This is a genomic window from Luminiphilus sp. nBUS_16, from assembly GCF_051201645.1.
Lineage (GTDB): Bacteria > Pseudomonadota > Gammaproteobacteria > Pseudomonadales > Halieaceae > Luminiphilus.
This window is the reverse complement of record NZ_CP179205.1, coordinates 2,654,075-2,669,919: the sequence shown is the minus strand read 5'-3', so window position 1 is coordinate 2,669,919 and position 15,845 is coordinate 2,654,075. Positions and strand designations below refer to the sequence as shown.

The window sequence follows — 15,845 nt, the reverse complement described above, 5'->3', positions numbered from 1 at the left end:
CTGGGCCGGTTATCTTGTTTGATATCGAATCATTTGACGGGAGTTTTCATGGGAACATCGCGGCAGGAAATGCGGGCAGCGCTAGACGCATTATTAGAACCCCAGCGTTTTAAGGATTTTGCGCCCAACGGATTGCAGGTAGAGGGTCGAGAAAAGATTGAAACCGTGGTTTCTGGCGTCACAGCAAGTCAGGCCTTGCTTGACGCGGCCGTTGCCCTCGAAGCCGATGCGGTACTTGTGCATCATGGGTATTTCTGGCGGTCGGAAGACCCTTGTTTGGTGGGTATGAAGGGGCGCCGGGTGCGCACATTAATGCAAGCCGACATTAGTTTGTTCGCTTATCACCTGCCCTTGGACTGTCACCCCGAGTTGGGCAATAACGCGGGACTGGGGAGGGCTTTGGGCGTGGCCCAATTTGCACCATTGTTACCTAAGGAACCGACGATGCCTGTTTTTTTGGGTGAGTTGACCATGGAGACGCCGCTGAACACTGTTGCTGAGCGCTTATCAGAACAGCTTGAGCGTCCGGTCCTTTCAGAGGGCAATCGACCGGTTCAGCGGATTGCGTGGTGCACGGGAGGTGGCCAAGGCTATATCGACCAAGCCGCTGATGCCGGCGCTGATCTTTTCGTGACCGGTGAAGTGTCAGAGCAAACGATTCATATTGCCCGAGAGCGGGATGTCGGTTTCATCGCCGCGGGCCATCACGCTACTGAACGTTTTGGCGTGCAAAGCGTCGGTCACTGGCTTAGCCAAGAACTGGGTGTGGAGCACCACTTTGTCGACGACGACAATCCTGCATAAAGTTAAGCAGAGCGATCTATTCGATCGGGCTCCATAAGACGGTCAATCTCCTCGCTGGCTGGCTTATCAAGTCCAAAGGTTTCAGACAGCTGCCCTTTTTCACTGGGGCTTTTTCTTGGGGCGTAATCGAGGGGAGGTAATACATCGACCAAGTTACTGGGTATTTCCTGACTGCCAGCGTTTGCTCCTAGGAGCGTGCTTGCGTTGGGTATTTCTATGTCGCCATCGCACAGACTGTCCGCCCCGGCGGCTAGGTGGGTATAAACTTCCCGGTAGTCTTCGGTCATTCGGCCCAGCAGACGCGCGGTCTTGGCAAAATGCTCAGCAACGTCGGATTCATAGTCTGCGCGACTTTCAAGAGCGCGCTCTAAGCGCGCCTCTAGGTCTATAATAACGTCGCGCTTGCTCTTTTTGCGTATGCCCAACAACCAGCCACAGGCTAGGCCGACGCCGACTCCTAGTAGCGCTGTCGCGATGAGTATGACTCCGGACGGCATAAAAAACTCCATTTCGCCTGTCGATACGTAAGTAGGTGCTAGTGTACAACGCTTCCGTCGCGACACATAACTTTACAGGGTTCCTACCGTACCATGCAGCACTTTTCACCGAAGCAGCGCTACGAACAAGACCTTGCCAAACCTGGGTTTCAGCCCGATCCGGCTCAGGCACAGGCCGTTGATAAGCTTCAGGGGCTCTATGATCGCCTTATTGCACAGGAAGCCAAGCCGCGCGGGGTTGCTGCGCGATTGCGTCGGGTTTTTGGTGAAAAAAGTACCCCCGAGCAGGGATTGTATTTTTGGGGCGGCGTCGGGCGCGGTAAAACTTACCTTGTTGATGTTTTTTATGAGAGTTTGCCCTTCGATGCCAAGCTAAGGGTGCATTTCCATCGTTTTATGCAGCGTGTACACCAGGAGCTAACCACCCTTGCTGGGGAAAAAAACCCGTTAGAACAAGTGGCTGCCGGGATTGCATCAGAGACCCGAGTGATTTGTTTTGACGAGTTCTTCGTGAGTGATATTGCTGACGCCATGATTTTGGCTGGACTGATGACGGCCCTTTTTCAGCGCGGGGTGACACTGGTGGCGACTTCAAATATTGAGCCCTGTGACCTGTACAAAGACGGGCTGCAAAGGGCGAGATTCTTGCCTGCCATTAAACTCATCGAAACTTATACTGACGTTGTCAATGTGGATTCGGGAGTCGATTACCGGTTACGCACTCTTGAACAGGTGGAGTTATGGCACACGCCGCTTAATGATGAGTCTGAATTGGCGTTGACGGGGGACTTCGAGGCCTTAGCTGTCGGCATGGCCCCAGCGTCGGCGATCCTTGAGATTAACAACCGCAGCATCACAACTCGGGCAATGGTCGAGGGGATGGCCATCATTGATTTTCATGAGCTTTGCCAGCAGCCACGCAGTTCCAGCGACTTTGTTGAGCTTGCGCGGATTTTTCACACGGTTTTGGTGCCCGGAATCGAGGTGATGCGGTGCCATCAAGAAGATGTTGCTAGGCGTTTTGTGAATATGGTGGATGAGTTTTACGATCGTGGGGTTAAGCTCATCGTTACAGCTGAAACAGCGGCTGAGTCGCTTTATGACGGTAATTTGCTCGCTTTTGAATTCCGAAGGACCCTGTCGAGGCTGCAGGAAATGCAGTCTCGGGAGTATCTGGCCCGGGAGCACAAGCCGTAATGGGCTTGGTTGGACTTATTTCGCGAGTTAGTAGCAATTGAATCGACTAATAATTGCTTGAAAGCGTAGCCACCGTCCAGTATCATCCGCGCTCCCTTGAATTTGCCCCTTGAGGCGTCACAAATGAAAACATACAGCGCTAAAGCTAGCGATGTGCAGCACGACTGGTTTGTAGTCGACGCAGAAGATAAGACGCTTGGGCGTCTTGCCACTGAAATTGCACACCGTTTGCGCGGTAAGCATAAGCCTGAATTTACTCCCCACATGGACATGGGTGATTACATCGTGGTTGTAAACTGCGAGAAGATCAAAGTAACGGGTAATAAGCAGACCGATAAAATGTACCATCATCACTCAGGCTACCCGGGTGGTATCAAGTCCTACAGCTTTGAGAAGTTGATTGACCGCGCTCCAGAGCGTGTACTCCAGCGGGCTGTAAAGGGCATGTTGCCCAAAAACCCACTGGGGCGCGCCATGTTCCGCAAACTCAAAGTCTACTCGGGCTCTGAGCATCCGCACGTCGCTCAGCAACCACAAGCCCTGGCGCTTTAGAGGAAATTAGTATGTCTACGGCACAGTATTACGGCACAGGCCGACGCAAAACCTCGACCGCGCGAGTATTCCTTCGCACGGGTACCGGCAACATCCAAATCAACGGTCGCACGATCGACGAATATTTTGGCCGTGAGGTCGCACGGATGATCGTGCGTCAACCTCTGGAGTTGACCCAGCTCAATGACCGCTTTGACGCCTATGTCACCGTAAGCGGCGGCGGCAGTTTTGGTCAGGCGGGAGCTATTAGGCATGGCCTCACCCGAGCACTCATGGATTACGATGAGTCGTTGCGAGGCGCACTGCGCGCAGAGGGTTTTGTGACGCGAGACGCACGGGAAGTCGAGCGGAAGAAAGTGGGTTTGCGGAAGGCGCGTCGTCGTCCTCAGTTCTCCAAGCGCTAAAATTGGCCAAGAACCTCTGCAGAGAGGTTTTTTTGGGTCGATTCCGGCGTAAATCTGTCGCTTATTTGTCTACGTAATTAAATTCGGAATGCAGTTATGGGGTGCCGCCGCTTGCCGCGCACTCAGCAGAGCACTAACATTCCCGCGCAAGAAATTCCATGCCTCTACTAGCGCCACGTCGCAGTAGCGGTTGCCTCAATGTCGGAGAGGGTTCTCATGAGCGAAGTGCAATCTAGCCAAAATGATACGGCTCAGCCGGACGCAAAAAGTCAGACCCGTCGGCGGTTCCTGACCGCCGCAACATCGGTTGTCGGAGTCGCTGGCGTCGTGGGTGTGGCTACACCCTTTATGGGGTCGTGGAACCCTTCAGAGAAAGCTAAGGCTGCGGGGGCACCTGTCAAGGCTGACATCGGCAAGCTTGAGCCCGGCCAGATGGTGGTCGTTGAGTGGCGTGGCAAGCCGGTTTATGTACTTCATCGTACTGGCAGTCAGCTAGACGACCTCCCTAAATTAGACGGTGTTCTTAAAGACCCCTCTTCAGAGGGTTCAGACCAGCCCGGGTATGTTGCCAGTGAGGGTCGTTCGATCAGGCCAGAGTTATTTGTAGCAGTAGGTTTGTGCACTCACTTGGGCTGTGCACCCAAGTTTCGCCCGGAAGTAGGCGCGGCTGACCTTGGCGGCGATGAGTGGTTGGGCGGGTTCTTTTGCCCCTGCCACGGTTCAAAATTTGATTTGGCGGGACGTGTTTTTCAGGGAGTGCCTGCCTCTGCAAACTTGGTAGTTCCTCCCTATAGCTTTGAGGGCGATAACGTCCTTGTAATCGGTGTGGATGCGGAGGCTGCCTAATGGAAAAAGCGTTGAGTTCTTTTGTTGGATGGATCGATGCACGCCTACCGGTTACTAGAGCGTGGAATACTCACATGGGCGAGTACTACGCCCCCAAGAATTTCAATCTCTGGTACTTTTTCGGAGTTTTCTCGTTGTTGGTGTTGGTCAACCAGTTATTAACTGGGATTTGGCTGACAATGAACTACACACCATCTGCCGAGGAAGCTTTTTCATCGGTTGAGTACATCATGCGCGACGTCGATTACGGTTGGTTGCTGCGTTACATGCACTCTACCGGGGCATCGGCGTTTTTTATCGTCGTCTACCTTCACATGTTCCGCGCCCTGATCTATGGGTCGTACAAGAAGCCTAGAGAGTTGTTGTGGGTCTTCGGCATGATGATCTTTATTGTTCTCATGGCTGAAGCATTTGTGGGTTACGTGTTGCCTTGGGGCCAAATGTCCTATTGGGGCGCTCAGGTCATCATTTCGCTATTTGGTGCGATTCCAGTGGTGGGAGAGGACATCGTGACCTGGATTCGCGGAGACTATCTGCTCTCGGGCATTACTCTGAACCGTTTCTTTGCGTTGCACGTGGTGGCTTTGCCCATAGTGTTGCTTGCGCTAGTGGTATTGCACATTCTCGCGCTGCACGAAGTAGGCTCCAACAACCCCGATGGCGTAGAAATTAAGAAAAAGAAAGACGCGAACGGTATCCCGCTTGATGGCATCCGATTCCACCCTTATTACTCGGTCCACGATATTCAGGGCATTGCGGTCTTCTTATTTTTCTTTTGCGCCATTCTGTTTTTTGCCCCTGAAATGGGCGGGTTCTTTCTTGAGTTTGCCAACTTTGAGCAGGCTAACGGACTGAAAACCCCTGAGCATATTGCACCCGTTTGGTATTTCACACCGTTCTACTCTGTCTTGCGTGCTGTACCCGACAAGTTTTGGGGATTTGTATTCTTTGCGGCGTCAGTGGCAATTCCCTTTGCACTCCCTTGGCTGGATCGGTGCGAGGTTAAATCATGGCGTTACCGGGGCATGATCAACCGCGTGATGCTGCTGCTATTTGTCGTATGTTTCTTGATCTTGGGTGTTTTGGGGGTGAAGGCCCCGACCCCTGAGCGGACGTTTTTAGCGCAGATCTGCACTATTTTTTACTTTGCATTCTTCCTGGCGATGCCAATATGGTCGAAGATGGACAAAGTGAAGCCGGTCCCAGACCGGGTGACTATGGACGGTGGCATTGGTGTAGTGCGAAGTATAGGAATCCTTGCATTAATGGGGGCCCTCACGGTAATCCCGTTAAAGGTAGTGGGTGCAGAAACGGGGTTCGATTGTGGGACAATTCCTTGCGACCACATCGAGACAAATGCTGCTGACAAACCGTCGCTTCAACGTGGCGCAGCGCTCTACACCAACTATTGCATGGGGTGCCATTCACTACAGTACTCCCGCCATAATCGGGTTGCCAGAGATCTGGGCATTCCAGAGGACCTCTACAAAGCCAACCTGATGTTCGACCCCGAGACAAAAATCGGAGCCCTGATGGATAATTCCATGGATAAGGGCAATGCCAAAAAATGGTTTGGAGCGACACCTCCGGATTTAACCTTGGTGTCTCGGGCAAGGCAGCCAGAGTGGCTATATACCTACCTACGTACGTTCTACAAGGACGAGTCTCGGCCCTATGGCGTCAACAACAAGGTTTACCCTAAAGTTGGTATGCCCCATGTACTCATGGAACTGCAGGGGATGCCCGAGTGTGCGGCAGGCCCAGATTTAGAGCATGGCCAGATGGACCCATTGACCGGAGATGCTATGATGGCGGCGCCGTGTGGCCGGCTTGAAATCGCGGCTGCTGGTATCATGAGTGGGGAAGAGTACGATTCAGCAATTTATGATCTCGTTAATTTTTTGGCGTATACAGCGGAGCCTATCAAGCTGCAGCGGCAGGAGATGGGCATAAAAGTTTTACTGTTCCTCGCTATTTTCTTTGTATTCGCGTGGCTCTTGAGTCGCGAATATTGGAAGGACGTCCACTAACGTCCCACTCGACAAGCGCGACAGCTGCCCAAACAGCACTGTCGTTATTGTTGCTTACAACCCGGAGTTAACGAATGAAACTGTCTGACGACGCCTCTGCGGTAGTGTCCAAGCGCTCTTCCATGACGCTGTTTTCGGATAGTACTAACCACTATAGCCACCGAGTGCGCATTGTACTTGCAGAGAAAGGCGTAACAGTCGATCTCATAGAATCTGATTCGGGTATTGCACCCGCTGAGTTGGCCGATGTGAATCCTTACAACACAATGCCGACGTTGGTAGACCGCGATTTAGTACTTTACGAATCAAAGGTCATGATGGAATACCTTGATGAGAGGTTTCCGCACCCGCCCTTACTGCCCGTATATCCTGTAGCCAGAGCAGAAAGCCGCTTGCTCATGTATCGAATAGAACGTGATTGGTGCAGTTTGGTTGATGCTATTCAAAACTCACGATCCGACAATGTGGTCACGAAATCTGCGAAGGAACTGCGCGACGGCTTAATGGCGATCGCGCCTATTTTTGCGGAAAAGCCTTATTTTATGAGCGAAGAGTTCACGCTCGTCGACTGTTGCATTGCACCTATTCTGTGGCGTTTACCGTCTCTGGGCGTTGATATTCGGCCCGGTAAACAGTCGAAGCCGCTTTTGGCTTATATGGACAGTTTATTCCGAAGAGAATCTTTTCAAGAAAGCCTCACCGTCCATGAGCGAGAAATGCGTCTCTAGCCGAGTAGCATCTCTGTGAACTCTTCCAGGCCATACGTCATTCGCGCCATTTACGAATGGATTGTCGATAACGATTGCACGCCACATCTCCTTGTCGATGCCACAGGAGAGGGTGTGTTTGTCCCTGAGAGCTACGTTAGCGATGGGCAAATCGTACTGAATATTTCACCTTCCGCCGTGGTGTCTTTGCAGATGGGCAATGACGCTGTCGCCTTTAACGGTCGATTTGGGGGGCAACCTCAAGATGTGGCGGTCCCCATTGCCGCTATCTTAGGTATTTATGCCCGCGAGAATGGCCAAGGTATGGTCTTCGATAGCCCCATGGAGCCCGATCCAGATCCTGAGCCGCCCTATATTGGAGACCCTTCCTCGGCCGAGCGCGGTCACCGCCCAGCACTGAAGATTGTGAAATAAAAAACCAAAAAGCGCGGGGGCAGGGGGCTGGTACGCTAGATCTCCGTGAGCGTTAGCCTTGTTAAATCAGTTCGAAGAGGCGTACAACCCGCGCTACCCCGTCAACGTCGGCAGCTGCCGCCGCTGTACGGTTAGCCTCCTCTGTTGATAGCAGCCCCATCAGATAAACCACGCTGTTTTCGGTAACCACTTTGACTCGCAGTGAGGGTACTTCGGAGTCCGTGAGCAGGGCGGTTTTCACTTTCGTCGTGAGCCAGACGTCACTAGCCTCGGTTCCGCTTGAAGACTTTGGCCCTATTGCGAGTTCGTTGTAAATTCGTCTCACGCCTTCTATTTGGCGGACGATGTTTGCGGCTTGATCTTTAAGGCCTTGGTTGGGAACTTCACCGGCAATTAAGACATAGCCGTTGTATGACACAACAAGAAACCCCAAGTCGTCGAAATCGGAGTTTGCTGCCCTAATATTGACGACGGACTTTGTTTCTATACTTTCATCTAAAACTTGTTCTGCAAGGCTGCGTTCCCCGGGCTCATCTTCGATACTGTTACTTTCGAAGGTCGCGAGAACTGTCCCGCAGCCGGTCAGACATGCGATTAATAAAATGATAAAAGACCGTTTGAAAAAAGGGCTCATATTGCGTCCTCTAGCGTGCCGAATAGGGAAATATCGATCAATTTTGCGAGACATATGGAACAGCATTGGGACAGTGCCAGCGCCGTTGCGCGGTCTGCTCCTGGGAATGCCAGGCTAGGCCCTGTTCCCTGCGCGCCGACCCATACGGACGTCAGGTCACGTTTTACAATCGCCGAAGATAGAAATTCCAGATCCACTTGATTGAGTGATGTGGCAAAAAGAATGACTAAATCTCCAGGTTGTCCTAGGGCCGTTAGTTGTTGAGTTAACCAGCCCACTCCTGGATCAAGACTCGTGATGTGCCGGCTAGTGAGCTCTATTGCCGGTATTGCCGGCCGCTCTCTGTAGAGTCCTTGTTGTAACAATTCTGACAGCAGACTAGCTCCGGCTGCATCGGGACCGATACCGCATACAATGAGTTTTTTCTCGCTGATAACCGTCTGTGTTGCAAGGTCAGCCGCACTTCCCGTGACGTCTGCAATGTCGTCCACGGACAAACTTAGCTGCTCTATATAACCGCGGAAAAAGGTTGAGATGTCATCGTAGGGAATCATAGCCAGATTATTACCCGTTTAGTTAGACGCATCGAAAGCCTGCTGAATCCATTGCGCCTGTCGATTCTTGCTCGACGTATCGTAAGCGACGACATCGAATCTGATGGGGCGGTCCTGTAAAGCTGGCATACGTTGTATCACAATACTGGCTGTGCGAATAAGGCGCTGCTGCTTGTGGCAATTAACTGTGCCAGCGGCAGTTTGAAAACGTTTGTGTTTACGGGCCCGCACCTCGACAAAAACGACCGTCGCGCCTTGCTGCATAATAATGTCTATCTCGCCATATTTGCAGCATACATTGCGCGCCAGAGTTGTCAGGCCTTGAGCTATCAAGTAGCGCTCTGCACAATCTTCTGCTTTTTTGCCAATTTGCTGGTTCACATCTGTCACTGTTCATCACGATTTACAGGGTTAGCGTATCGGCAAGGCTTTAAGTTTGCCGCCATCGAAAGCAACTGAATTAAGCTCTCTCTCGATTTCGCCGTTAGGCAGCCGCCTAAGAAGCCCTGTCCTTCCTTGAAGTACAACGGCTTCAGTGGCCTCGGCTTGCTGCCAGTGGTCAACCATGGAAACGGCGTCGAAGCCTAAAGCTTGTAGTCGCGTGTAGCGGTCCACTTTTAAACCTTGCAGTACCGCTGGAGTTTCTACCAGAATGAGATCGTTCAGGTCTTGATTTTGGCCATGGTCATGGCCGCTGTAAACGGCTGAAGAACTGTAAACGGGCACGTCGCCACTATAGTGATAGATCAGCAGAGGACGGAGCCGGCGGGCTTCAGCGGGGTCCGCTGCCAGCAAAAACACAACATCGAAGTCTTGGCGACGTCGTGGCCGGGATGCGACGGGGGCGTCAAAGGCGACCTCCATCATTTCTATTCTGCGTTCTGATGGCACTGAGCCGGCGCTGCTACCTATTTGTTCGGAGACTGCTGCGGTGGTATCGAGGGTCAGTGTGTTGGCAATTACGCCCCCAATGCCTCTCCAAACCTGATTTAAAGCGATTTCCATTCGCCGACCCCATTCGCTGTCTGGGCGAATGACTAGTGCTCTTCTTTGGCCCCTCCCAAATGCGAGGCGGGCTATTTGGCGGGCCTCATCTTCGGGGGCCAAGCTCATAGCGCTCCAGTTCGATATGCCCGTGCTCGCGTAGACTTCAGGTCGGTTGAGGGCGATCACTGGAGTTGGTCGTTCCTTAAGGCTCTCGAGGGTTTGTGCCTCCGATTTAATAAGCGGACCAATGACGAGGTCAGCGCCTCCTGTCAGGGCTTCACGGTACGCTGATACGGCGCTGGGCCGCAGTTCGGTATCTATGGTAAATAGCCTTGGGCGCTCTTCAGGGTCTGGAAATCTTCGGTATAAACCCTCCGTTATGCCTTCAAGTACGGCGCTCCCAGCGGATTTTAGTCGCCCTGATAATGGCAGAAGCACGCCGATATTCTCAGGGGGCTGCGCATCTAGCCAAGTCGCTAAAGCCGCAGGGAGGGGGTTGGTAGCGGTGTGGCCCGGGTGAGAGGCAAGCCAGTTGTAGGTGGCATTTCGACCTGACCGGTAAGCTTGCAGTAAAGTTAGCCAGCCACGCCAGTCTGGGTCATCGGCCATGGCCGCCGCGCGTCCCAACTGTCCATCATCAAGATGCATGAGTAGCGTCCACAATCGATCACCTGGGGCAGCGACCGAATAGGAGATATTAGAGCTGTTTGGTGTTCTCCGTGGGGACGTCATGACTAGTTTAATTCGAAAGTGTGCCAGCTTGGCTGCGTCAATCCATCGACCTTGAATGCGGGCTCTTTCTTCGACGGTAGATAAAACAAAAAGTTGACCCTCGATGCTCGAAGTTTTAGCGCCTCTCATGAGGCGTTGTGCAACTTCGATATCGCCATTGAACCAAGCGATATCGGCATCGATGATGCTGGCCGTTGTTGCGTCAATGCCTTTGATCAGAAACGCGTCTCTGAGAATGCGCCCTGCGACGACACCTTCGGTAACGACCTTATCTCGCACGGCACTGATCGCAGCAAAATCTAGCTGCTGGTCTGGAGCGGCAGGCAGGGGCGCGGGCATTTCTTTTTGCCCAAGATTCTCCAAGGAGATTTTGGGTAACGATTGCTCCGGGGTGTTGGTCGTTTGACAGCCTGCGATCAAGCTACCTATTAGTAGGAGCAAGAAAGTGTCTCTAATGAGCAGACGAAGGGTAGGTAGATTTGCGATCATGGCGCAGAGTATAGAACGGAGTCGCCCTCTTGGAACGTGGTTTGTACATTGTACCGACGCCAATTGGTAATTTGGCCGATATCACCCAGCGTGCAGTTGAGACGTTGATGGGAGTTTCGCTGATTGCTGCGGAAGATACCCGTCACAGTCGGAAGCTTTTGGCTCACTACGAGATCGAGACAACGCTTTGCGCATATCATGATCATGTGTCTGAACAGGTGACCGAGCAGCTTTTGATGCGCATGGTAAGTGGCGAAGCGGTCGCGCTTATCAGTGACGCCGGGACGCCGTTGGTGTCTGACCCCGGGTTTCGATTGGTGCGTGCCGCACAGGATAAAAATATCCCTATCTTCCCGTTGCCTGGACCCTGTGCGGCGATCGCGGCGCTCAGTGGTGCCGGCTTGCCCACCGATCGATTTTTCTTTGAGGGCTTTTTACCAGCAAAGTCTCAGCAAAGGCGAAAGCGTTTAGAGTCACTTCAGCATCAAACAGGAACTCTGATCTTTTATGAGGCGCCACATCGTATCTTGGCGACGCTTGCCGATGCTGTTGAAATCATGGGGCCAGAGCGCGAGGCTGTTTTAGCACGAGAGCTCAGCAAGACCTTTGAGACCATTAAGCGTGATTCCTTAGCGGCACTGCTTAGTTGGGTCGAAGCGGATGCGAATCAGCAGCGCGGCGAGCAGGTTTTACTGATTGGCTCTGCGCCGGATCAGCTGGGTACAGAACTGTCGGAGAGAGACCGGCAACTGCTGTTTCGCCTGGGCGACGAGTTACCGCCCCGTAAAGTGGCGTCCATCGTTGCGGATGTAACCGGTGTAAAGGCTCGGGTTTTATACGAGCAGCTCATAAACCGTGAAAAAAAGTGACATTTCGAGCTTGAGTGCGGGCGGGCAGGGCCTTATCTTGGAGGAGAGCTGATTAGACGATCGCTGTCACCTTGGGTGATGGAGGAAAGTCCGGGCTCCAGAGGTCAGAGTGCCAGGTAACACCTGGGGGGTGTGAGCCCACGGAAAGTGCAGCAGAAAGGAAACCGCCTGGCATTGCTAGGTAAGGGTGAAATGGTGCGGTAAGAGCGCACCGCGCGGCTGGCAACAGGCGTGGCGATGGTAAACCCCACTCGGAGCAAGACCAAATAGGGATCCATTAGCCGTGACCTCCGGCGGATTCGGGTAGGTCGCTACAGGCGAACGGTGACGTTCGTCGCAGATGAATGATCGTCCAAGACAGAACCCGGCTTATCGATCAGCTCAATCTATGCACCCCCACACCGTGGGGGTGCTCCCTCTAGTAATTTTATGGTTATATAGAAAAATATTTTAATAACTATATATATGTCTTATTAAAGTCGTATCCACTATTTACGGCTAATTTGCTGTTTGAGCGCGTTTTTTAGGCGCCTGAAAATGCCTCGCATCAGGGGCTTTGCCGTCTAGGAAAGTTTCTCTAAGCGACTGAAATAGAAAGGAAATTTGCGGTCTGCTGCATTGACCTTTGTAAACCATGGGCTTATAGTGGGTAAAAGTGGGGCAAAGTGGAATTCACTGTGCTTAAGTGGGGAAAGCGGGTCAAGAGTGGGTTGAGCTGAATGTTTCGGGGCGTACAGCACATCAATATGGATACCAAGGGACGCTTGGCTGTGCCTGCACGTCAGCGCGAGAGTCTGTTGGACCAATGTGCTGGCAAGGTTGTGATCACGATTGATACCCAGAGCCATTGCTTAACGCTTTACCCGTTGCCCGAATGGGAGCGAATTGAGGCAGAAATTCAGTCGCTTCCCGCCCTTAACCCGGCAGTAAAGCGTTTTCAGCGACTCATGCTGGGTTATGCGGCAGATATCGAGCTCGATGGCAATGGGCGCGCACTGCTGCCTCAGTCTCTGAGGGATTATGCGCACCTAGAAAAAAAGATTGTTTTGGTTGGGCAGGGCAACAAGTTGGAGCTTTGGTCCGAGGATCGTTGGCTTGCAGAGCGTGATGCCGCTTTGTCCGTGGAGGCGGTTGAGGAGCTCCCCGCTGAATTGTTGTCGTTAAAGCTTTGATGGGTAGTGCTCATCAGGCTGTTTTGCTTGAAGAGGCAGTGGAGGCCTTGATGGCAGCTGAAACTGGAATGGGCGGTGAGGTCTTTGTCGACGGAACCTATGGTCGAGGAGGGCACTCCGCCGCAATTCTTGGTGAGCTTGCGGATGGTCAGCGTTTGGTTGCATTTGACAAAGACCCTGAGGCCATCGACAGCGCAATGTTAATGGCCAGCGAAAATCCCGCGTTCAGCTTTTTCCACGATAGCTTTGGCAATCTTGAGCGAGCGGGGTCGGGTTTAGCTGGCGTCCTTTTAGATTTGGGTGTATCCAGTCCGCAACTTGATGACGGCAGTCGAGGCTTCAGCTTTCAGCACCATGGTCCCTTGGATATGAGAATGGATAATTCTCGTGGCGAGACTGCCGCTGACTTTATTAATTCGGCATCTGAGGCAGAGCTGCGCCGGGTGCTTTGGGATTTTGGGGAAGAAAAGTTTGCCCGCCGAATCGTTGCCGCGCTGGTAAAGCGAAGGGCTGTGCAGCTTTTCGAAACCACCGAAGATCTAGCTGCGGTGGTAGCAGCGGCTAATCCGGCGTGGGAAAAGCACAAGCACCCTGCCACTCGCACGTTTCAAGCGTTGCGGATCCGCGTAAATCGCGAGTTGGATGATCTCGATATTCTGTTGGGCAAGGTCATTGATCTTCTGGCTGTTGGGGGGCGCCTCGTGGTTATTAGTTTCCACTCTCTTGAGGATCGGCGCGTTAAGACATTTATGCGACGGGAAGCTCGAGGCAGGGAGCTGCCCCGAGGCGTGCCTATTCGAGATGATGAGCGTGGAGAGCGGTTGCGCCTGCTAGGTAAGCCACAACGTGCTGGTGAGCAGGAGCTGGCGACAAACCCTCGAGCGCGCTCGGCAATTATGCGCGTGGCGGAGCGAATTGCATGATGTCTCTTCGGTGGGTGACGCCGCTATTAGTCGCGGCTGTGTTGGCGTCTTGTCTTGCGATTATTCATAGCACCCACGCGAGTCGGACCTACTACGCCGACCTGCAGAGAATTGAGGGGACACACTGGTATCTCCAAGAGGACTATAGCCGCCTCATGTTAGAGCGAAGCACACTTGCGAGTCCGCACCGCATCGCCAAGCTGGCTCGTGATGAGTTGGTTATGAGAACCCCTGACCTTGCAACGCTACACACCATTGTTGAGGGGGTGCACTAATGGCTAGGAATGGGGTTGCATCCGCCCCCGGGACGCCTTGGCGGCTAGTTACAGTTGTTGCCTTGCTGCTGATCTTAGCCGCTGCGGTGGTGGGTCGGTTGGTACTGATTCAGGTTGTTGACCAGGAGCGTGGCGCCGCATTCCTGCGGGAGCAAGGGGCGATGCGTGCTGTTAGATCCGCTGAAATTCCCGCTTATCGTGGCATGGTTACAGATCGACGGGGTGAGCCCTTGGCGATCAGCACGCCGGTCATTACGTTATGGGCCGATCCCCAACGACTTCAAGACTCGAGCCGGTTGGAGATTTTAGCGGATGCCTTGGGTCAGTCAGAGGTGGAACTGCAGCAACGGCTTGATCTCTATTCTGACAAGCGTTTTATGTACCTTGCGCGTCATCAAACGCCCGAGTTAGCACGTCGTGTGCTTGCCTTGAAGATCGCAGGCGTAGGGGGTAAGCGAGAATATCGCCGTTTTTATCCTGCTGGAGAGGTGGCGTCACAGGTTATTGGTCTGACCAACGTCGACGGCAAAGGCATTGCTGGTCTCGAAAAGGCGTATGAGGATGTTTTGCATGGGCGTGTAGGAAAAAAGCGTTATATCAAAGATCTGCATGGAGACGCGATTCGAGACGTTGGCGTCGTGCGGGAGGCTAGGCCCGGACAGCCCGTTGCGCTGGCCATAGATTTACGCCTTCAGTATTTACAGCACCGCGAGCTGCAGCGAGCCATGGTTGAAACTGGCGCGGAGGCGGGTGCGGCGGTCACCTTGGATGCATGGACGGGTGAGATCTTGGCCATGACAAATCATCCCGTTTTCAACCCCAATAGCCGCGCCGCCTTCGATTATTCGGCGACCCGTAATCGCGTGGTTACCGATGCCTTTGAGCCAGGTTCGACAGTGAAGCCGCTGACATTGGTAGCAGCTTTGGAGACAGGTGCATTTACCCTAGATTCGATTATCGATACTTCACCCGGAAGGATTCGGGTCGGCCGCAAAGTATTGCCTGATCCATTAAATTACGGCGCGATTTCAGTCTCCCGGGTGATCGAGAAATCGAGTCAGGTTGGCGTGACAAAAATGGCGCAGGCTATCGGACATGAGCCGGTGTTATCGGTATATCGCAGGTTTGGGTTGGGTGAGCCTTCCAGTATCGGGTTTCCCGGAGAGCGCTCAGGAAGTTTGCCGAATCGGGAGCGCTGGAGTGAGATAGAGAAAGTGACCCTGGCCTTCGGGTACGGTCTTACTGCGACGCCGCTTCAACTGGCGCAGGCCTATGCTATTTTCGCGAATCAGGGTAGGCGGGTGCCGCTGACGCTACTAAAGCGCAACGCTGATGAGCAGGTGTCCAGCGAGCGTGTTGTCAGTAAGGAAATCGCCAATCAGGTGCTGACCGTACTGCATCGTGTGACGGGAAGTGAGGGGACGGCCAAAAAAGCAAAAGTTCCTGGGTTCTCTGTCGGCGGGAAGACCGGCACAGTCCACAAGGTAGGTCCTAGTGGCTACTTGCACGATCAGTATTTGGCCCTTTTTGTGGGTGTTGCGCCTATGGCTAATCCGCGCTACGTCACTGCAGTTGTTATTGATCGCCCTAAAGGTGACAGCTACGGCGGTGGCGCCGCCGCCGCACCTGTGTATTCACGCATCACCGACGGCGTGTTACGACTGCGCAATCAGCCTCCTGAGGTCGAGGCAGAAATGCCGGCGCAGCTCGCCGGTTTTGGTGGCGGTCAGTGAGCCCC

The 15,845-nt window shown here is 53.2% G+C and carries 18 protein-coding genes and 1 other RNA gene; 14 read left to right on the top strand and 5 right to left on the bottom strand.

Annotated features, from left to right (window positions below; all coding sequences use genetic code 11):
* Positions 1 to 48: 48 nt before the first annotated feature.
* Positions 49 to 804, top strand: coding sequence for a Nif3-like dinuclear metal center hexameric protein (locus ACMAY6_RS11885; RefSeq protein ID WP_435212104.1), 756 nt, complete (start codon positions 49 to 51; stop codon positions 802 to 804).
* Positions 805 to 806: 2 nt separating this feature from the next.
* Here the strand turns inward: ACMAY6_RS11885 and ACMAY6_RS11880 are convergent, their stop codons facing one another.
* Positions 807 to 1,301, bottom strand: a complete 495-nt coding sequence (locus ACMAY6_RS11880) for a YhcB family protein (protein WP_435212102.1) — start codon at positions 1,299 to 1,301, stop codon at positions 807 to 809.
* Positions 1,302 to 1,394: 93 nt separating this feature from the next.
* On the opposite strand from ACMAY6_RS11880, the gene zapE reads away from it, so the two are divergent.
* The 7 genes from zapE (at position 1,395) to ACMAY6_RS11845 (ending at position 7,472) form a co-directional block, all read left to right on the top strand.
* The gene (zapE, locus tag ACMAY6_RS11875) at positions 1,395 to 2,498 is read left to right on the top strand and encodes a cell division protein ZapE (RefSeq protein ID WP_435212100.1); all 1,104 of its coding nucleotides are present in this window, start codon (positions 1,395 to 1,397) and stop codon (positions 2,496 to 2,498) included.
* Positions 2,499 to 2,621: 123 nt separating this feature from the next.
* A complete protein-coding gene (rplM, locus tag ACMAY6_RS11870; protein ID WP_435212098.1) occupies positions 2,622 to 3,050 on the top strand; it encodes a 50S ribosomal protein L13 in 429 nt (142 codons plus the stop codon).
* Between the two features lie 11 nt (positions 3,051 to 3,061).
* On the top strand, positions 3,062 to 3,454 hold the full coding sequence (gene rpsI / locus ACMAY6_RS11865; protein WP_435212096.1) for a 30S ribosomal protein S9: 393 nt from the start codon (positions 3,062 to 3,064) through the stop codon (positions 3,452 to 3,454).
* A gap of 216 nt (positions 3,455 to 3,670) precedes the next feature.
* The gene (petA, locus tag ACMAY6_RS11860) at positions 3,671 to 4,300 is read left to right on the top strand and encodes a ubiquinol-cytochrome c reductase iron-sulfur subunit (RefSeq protein ID WP_435212094.1); all 630 of its coding nucleotides are present in this window, start codon (positions 3,671 to 3,673) and stop codon (positions 4,298 to 4,300) included.
* The gene (locus ACMAY6_RS11855; protein WP_435212093.1) at positions 4,300 to 6,330 is read left to right on the top strand and encodes a ubiquinol-cytochrome c reductase; all 2,031 of its coding nucleotides are present in this window, start codon (positions 4,300 to 4,302) and stop codon (positions 6,328 to 6,330) included. The genes petA and ACMAY6_RS11855 overlap by 1 nt, the downstream gene beginning before the upstream one ends.
* A gap of 74 nt (positions 6,331 to 6,404) precedes the next feature.
* Complete coding sequence (locus ACMAY6_RS11850) at positions 6,405 to 7,058, top strand: glutathione S-transferase N-terminal domain-containing protein (RefSeq protein WP_435212091.1); 654 nt, start codon at positions 6,405 to 6,407, stop codon at positions 7,056 to 7,058.
* A gap of 9 nt (positions 7,059 to 7,067) precedes the next feature.
* Entirely contained in the window at positions 7,068 to 7,472 is a 405-nt protein-coding gene (locus tag ACMAY6_RS11845) for a ClpXP protease specificity-enhancing factor (RefSeq protein ID WP_435216013.1), read from the top strand.
* 61 nt (positions 7,473 to 7,533) lie between these two features.
* Here the strand turns inward: ACMAY6_RS11845 and ACMAY6_RS11840 are convergent, their stop codons facing one another.
* From ACMAY6_RS11840 to ACMAY6_RS11825, 4 genes are read right to left on the bottom strand one after another with little or no spacing between them, the layout of a single operon-like run.
* The gene (locus ACMAY6_RS11840) at positions 7,534 to 8,106 is read right to left on the bottom strand and encodes a BON domain-containing protein (RefSeq protein WP_435212090.1); all 573 of its coding nucleotides are present in this window, start codon (positions 8,104 to 8,106) and stop codon (positions 7,534 to 7,536) included.
* Complete coding sequence (locus ACMAY6_RS11835; protein ID WP_435212088.1) at positions 8,103 to 8,660, bottom strand: hypothetical protein; 558 nt, start codon at positions 8,658 to 8,660, stop codon at positions 8,103 to 8,105. The genes ACMAY6_RS11840 and ACMAY6_RS11835 overlap by 4 nt, the downstream gene beginning before the upstream one ends.
* Positions 8,661 to 8,678: 18 nt before the next feature.
* Positions 8,679 to 9,041: a YraN family protein gene (locus ACMAY6_RS11830; RefSeq protein ID WP_435212086.1), complete on the bottom strand. Its 363-nt coding sequence runs from the start codon at positions 9,039 to 9,041 to the stop codon at positions 8,679 to 8,681.
* A gap of 30 nt (positions 9,042 to 9,071) precedes the next feature.
* Positions 9,072 to 10,820: a penicillin-binding protein activator gene (locus tag ACMAY6_RS11825; RefSeq protein ID WP_435212084.1), complete on the bottom strand. Its 1,749-nt coding sequence runs from the start codon at positions 10,818 to 10,820 to the stop codon at positions 9,072 to 9,074.
* A gap of 77 nt (positions 10,821 to 10,897) precedes the next feature.
* Here ACMAY6_RS11825 and rsmI point away from each other — a divergent pair, with 77 nt between their 5' ends.
* From rsmI to ACMAY6_RS11795, 6 genes are all read left to right on the top strand, one after another.
* Positions 10,898 to 11,737, top strand: coding sequence for a 16S rRNA (cytidine(1402)-2'-O)-methyltransferase (rsmI, locus tag ACMAY6_RS11820; RefSeq protein WP_435212083.1), 840 nt, complete (start codon positions 10,898 to 10,900; stop codon positions 11,735 to 11,737).
* A 44-nt stretch (positions 11,738 to 11,781) separates the two neighbouring features.
* Positions 11,782 to 12,125, top strand: an RNA gene (gene rnpB / locus ACMAY6_RS11815) — RNase P RNA component class A.
* A 331-nt stretch (positions 12,126 to 12,456) separates the two neighbouring features.
* Positions 12,457 to 12,909, top strand: a complete 453-nt coding sequence (gene mraZ, locus ACMAY6_RS11810; RefSeq protein ID WP_435212082.1) for a division/cell wall cluster transcriptional repressor MraZ — start codon at positions 12,457 to 12,459, stop codon at positions 12,907 to 12,909.
* Entirely contained in the window at positions 12,906 to 13,832 is a 927-nt protein-coding gene (rsmH, locus tag ACMAY6_RS11805; protein WP_435212081.1) for a 16S rRNA (cytosine(1402)-N(4))-methyltransferase RsmH, read from the top strand. The genes mraZ and rsmH overlap by 4 nt, the downstream gene beginning before the upstream one ends.
* On the top strand, positions 13,829 to 14,107 hold the full coding sequence (ftsL, locus tag ACMAY6_RS11800; RefSeq protein ID WP_435212079.1) for a cell division protein FtsL: 279 nt from the start codon (positions 13,829 to 13,831) through the stop codon (positions 14,105 to 14,107). The genes rsmH and ftsL overlap by 4 nt, the downstream gene beginning before the upstream one ends.
* Positions 14,107 to 15,840, top strand: coding sequence for a peptidoglycan D,D-transpeptidase FtsI family protein (locus tag ACMAY6_RS11795; RefSeq protein WP_435212078.1), 1,734 nt, complete (start codon positions 14,107 to 14,109; stop codon positions 15,838 to 15,840). Before ftsL ends, ACMAY6_RS11795 begins: the two co-directional genes overlap by 1 nt.
* The last annotated feature ends 5 nt before the right edge of the window (positions 15,841 to 15,845 follow it).